Origin of the sequence: Streptomyces sp. NPDC058964, from assembly GCF_042741275.1 — a bacterium.
GTDB lineage: Bacteria > Actinomycetota > Actinomycetes > Streptomycetales > Streptomycetaceae > Streptomyces.
The window spans coordinates 1-3,753 of record NZ_JBHYKH010000216.1 but is presented as its reverse complement, the minus strand read 5'-3'; the positions used below and the strand labels follow the sequence as shown (position 1 = coordinate 3,753).

The window sequence follows — 3,753 nt, the reverse complement described above, 5'->3', positions numbered from 1 at the left end:
TGACCTCCATTTGCTGTCGCCCCGGGGGGGGCGCGCCCGATAGCCGGCTCGCCCCACTTCACCTCGTAGGCGTGCATGTCGAACCGCCTGCCGTCGACCTGTGCGCTGATCGTCCGGTCGAGGGTGTTGACCACCAGGACGGTCTTGTCACTGGCCAGTACGCGCACGTTGGGCACGTCGTCCTTGGCGACGGACACGGTCTCGAGCCGGGTGCCCGGCCCGAACGCCTCGCCGAACCTCGACACCAGGCCGTACATGGGGAGCTGCTTGCCCCCGGCCGCGCTGTCGGTCGGCGTCCACAGGCAGCCCGCACAGTCGGTGCCCTTCTTCTCCTCCGGGTTCCAGTAGAAGCCGGAGTCGGCGCCGCCCTTGACCATGGCGATCATTCCGGTGGCCTGGACCGCGACCCGGTGGGTCTCGGACCAGCCCTTGCGGTCGTCGTTGCCGTCGGCGGGCTCGACGTAGTACTCGGCCCACCACAGCGGCAGGTCGTGCGTCTGCCGCCGGACCCAGTGGCTGACGGCGGCCAGCTTGTCGGTGGCCGCGAACTCGTCGGGCAGCATGTCGTCGTCGTTGGTGTAGCTGGAGCCGTCGACGACCACGAAGTCGGCGCCCGCCCTGTGCGTGTTCCAGTAGTCGAAGGCGTCCATGACCCGCTGGTCCATGGCACCCCAGGCACCCCGGAGGGCCGTCGACGCGTTCTGCTTCTGCCGCAGGTCGACGCTGTCCATGACGAGGTAGGGCCCGCCGACCATGATGTCCTTGTCGACCTTCTTCAACGCCTTGTAGACCAGGTTGTAGAGCTGCGTGTAGCCCTCGTAGTCCCAGCGGCCCTCGGCGTTGTTCCAGAAGCCCTTGAACTCGTTCCAGACGATGAAATGGCGTACGTCCGGGTAGCGCTTGGCGACGGTGGCGGCGAGGTCGGCGAAGTCCTGGAAGTGGTCGGGGGTCGGGGCGGTCTCCAGCGCGGCCTGGCTCCAGTCGGTGTTGCCGACTCCGGCCCTGCCGCCCTTCATCCAGTCCGGGGAACAGCACAGCGTGATCACCGGGGTGGCCCCCGACCTGCGCATGAAGTCGACCCGGCGGTCCATCGCGCCGAAGTCGTAACGGCCCTTGACCGGTTCGGGGTTGTCCGCGCCCCAGCCCATGATGTGCTGGTTCTGCGGCAGCCCGCCGTTCTTCGCCAGCAGCCCCTCGACCCGCTCGCTGGCCGCGTCGCTGCCCTCGTCGGCGCTGTACCGGGTGTGGGTGAAACCCCAGCCGACGTACGGCTCCGGTCTGCCCCGCGGAGTGGCCGGCGTGCCGTGCACCCGGTCGCCGTCGCGGGAGGTGCCCGCGGTGCTCACTCCGCTCCCCGGCAGCGTGTTGATCAGGGTCACGACCAGGGCCAGAACGGCCACTCCCACCCCGAGCAGGGCGGCGAGCCGCCACCGCCCGGTCCCCGAATTCCACCCATGACGTCCCATCAGGGACAACAGTAATGGTGGATATCGCGTATGGGGGAGGTGTTGGGAACACCGGGAACAAGCAGCGGAAATGCAGTGCGCGGAGCGCCTCCGTGGCGGATCATGGCGGCATGTCTGCGAACCCACACGACGCTCTGCCGATCCGGCTCAACGTCGACGACTCCGACTCGCCGTCCGACGTCGTCGACGCGCTGTTCCTCGGCCGCTTCGCGACGGGCGAGCAACCGTACTCGCACGCGGTCAACATCGACCGGGTGCGCTCCGGCGCGACCCTCCTGCCGCAGGACGCCCGGGTGCTCCGCGTGGCCCGCGACGACGACCGCAGTGCCACGCTCGCCGAGGGCGACGGCTGGACGCTCCTGGTCTCCCGCTGGAACCGGGGCGCGGACGTGACCGTGACCGCGACCAGCGCCGAGCTGGCGAAGAAGGTCCTCGACCAGGCCACGGACGGCGCCGCGGACGAGCCCGAACCGCAGCCGGAGAACGTGACGATGGGCTTCTGGTACGTGTCCCCGAGGCGCGGCCCGCACCGCACGACCCGTCAGATCTCCGCGGGTACGTGGGACGAGGTGCGGCCCAACTACACGGCACCGGTGGCGGACGCCATGGACCAGCTGATGCGGACGACCCCGGACGACATCGCGGGCCGTCTGCTGCTGCTCCACGGTCCGCCGGGCACCGGCAAGACCTCGGCGCTGCGCACGCTGGCCCGCTCGTGGCGGGACTGGTGTCAGGTGGACTGCGTGCTCGACCCCGAGCGCCTGTTCTCCGACGTCGGCTATCTGATGGACATCGCGATCGGCGAGGAGGACTCGGCGGGCAAGGGACGCTGGCGGCTGCTGCTCCTGGAGGACTGCGACGAGCTGATCCGCGGCGAGGCCAGGCACACCGCGGGCCAGGCGCTGTCCCGCCTGCTCAACCTCACCGACGGCCTGCTGGGCCAGGGCCGCAACGTCCTGGTCGGTGTCACCACCAACGAGGACCTGGAACGCCTCCACCCCGCCGTGGTCCGCCCCGGCCGCTGTCTGGCCCGCATCGAGGTGGGCCCGCTGACCCGCCCGGAGGCGGTGGCCTGGCTCGGCAAGGAGGAGGGTGTGGGCCGCGAGGGCGCGACACTGGCGGAGCTGTACGCGCTGCGCCGGGGCACCTCGCCGACGTCGGTTCCGGGGGCGCGGGACGGGGCGGACGCGGGACTCTACCTGTGAGGAGGACTCCGCCGGGGGCCGGTGCTTTGATGGACGTATGACCGTGTACGTCGGTACGTCGGGGTGGCAGTACAAGGACTGGCGGGGGGGCCTGTACCCGGCCGACGTACCCGTGCGGCTGTGGCTGGAGGAGTACGCGGCGCGCTTCGCCACGGTGGAGATCAACAACGCGTTCTACCGGCTGCCGACGCGGGAGAACTTCGAGGCCTGGCGCGATCGCGTGCCGGACGACTTCGTGGTGGCGGTGAAGGCGAGCCGGTACCTCACGCACATCAAGCGGCTGAAGGACCCGGAGGAGCCGGTGCACCGCCTGATGACGCACGCGGCCGGCCTGGGCGGGCGCCTCGGCCCGGTCCTCCTCCAGCTCCCGCCGACCCTGCGTGCCGATCCCGGTCTGCTGGACGCCTGTCTCGCCCGCTTCCCGGCGGGCACGAGGATCGCGGTCGAGCCCCGCCACGACTCGTGGTGGACACGGGAGACCCGGGCGGTGCTGGAGTCCCGCGGCGCCGCCCTGTGCTGGGCCGACGTCCAGGCTCACCCCGTCACGCCGCTGTGGCGCACCGCGGAGTGGGGATACGTCCGCTTCCACGAGGGGCGTGCCCACCCGTGGCCCCGCTACGGCCGCCGTTCGCTGGAGACATGGGTGGACCGCATCGCGACCACCTGGTCCGACGACCGGGACGTCTACGCCTACTTCAACAACGACCCCGGCGGGGCCGCCGTGGAGGACGCGAGGGCCTTCGGCGGACTGGCCACGAGGGCGGACCTGACGGTGACCCGCACGCCGGAGCCCAGTTCACGCCGCTGATCCGTCGCCACCACGGCCCGCGCAACCGCCAGAACCCGACCCGCCTCACCCACCCCCGTAAACCGCCCGCACCGCATCCCGCACGGCACCGAGCGCCGCCTCCTCGTCCAGGCCCAGCCTGCGCACGCGCTCCACGTACGCCTGCGCGGCCGATGCCGCCTCACGCGCCGCGGCCGAACCGGCGGCGGCGACGAACGTGCCGTTGCGTCCGCGTGTCTCGATCACCCCGTCCGTCTCCAGCGCCCGGTACGCCTTGGCCACCGTGTTCACCGCG

3 protein-coding genes and 1 pseudogene are annotated in these 3,753 nt (G+C 71.3%); 2 read left to right on the top strand and 2 right to left on the bottom strand.

Annotated elements, in window-relative coordinates; genetic code table 11:
• On the bottom strand, positions 1-1,466 hold a 1,466-nt coding region (locus tag ACFW2E_RS24850; RefSeq protein WP_384469285.1), incomplete at its 3' end, for a hypothetical protein.
• A 110-nt stretch (positions 1,467-1,576) separates the two neighbouring features.
• On the opposite strand from ACFW2E_RS24850, the gene ACFW2E_RS24845 reads away from it, so the two are divergent.
• Together ACFW2E_RS24845 and ACFW2E_RS24840 are read left to right on the top strand one after the other, a co-directional pair.
• Positions 1,577-2,671 (top strand): DUF5925 domain-containing protein, encoded by a 1,095-nt coding sequence (locus ACFW2E_RS24845; protein WP_384469284.1) that lies wholly within the window; start codon positions 1,577-1,579, stop codon positions 2,669-2,671.
• 37 nt (positions 2,672-2,708) lie between these two features.
• Positions 2,709-3,479 (top strand): DUF72 domain-containing protein, encoded by a 771-nt coding sequence (locus tag ACFW2E_RS24840; RefSeq protein WP_384469283.1) that lies wholly within the window; start codon positions 2,709-2,711, stop codon positions 3,477-3,479.
• Between the two features lie 45 nt (positions 3,480-3,524).
• On the opposite strand, the pseudogene ACFW2E_RS24835 reads toward ACFW2E_RS24840, so the two are convergent.
• Positions 3,525-3,753 (bottom strand): annotated as a pseudogene (locus ACFW2E_RS24835) (GntR family transcriptional regulator); the annotation flags it as partial.

Coding starts and splice junctions, on each gene's coding strand:
- ACFW2E_RS24845 (WP_384469284.1), top strand. CDS start 1,577: ATGTCTGCGAACCCACACGACGCTCTGCCGATCCGGCTCAACGTCGAC.
- ACFW2E_RS24840 (WP_384469283.1), top strand. CDS start 2,709: ATGACCGTGTACGTCGGTACGTCGGGGTGGCAGTACAAGGACTGGCGG.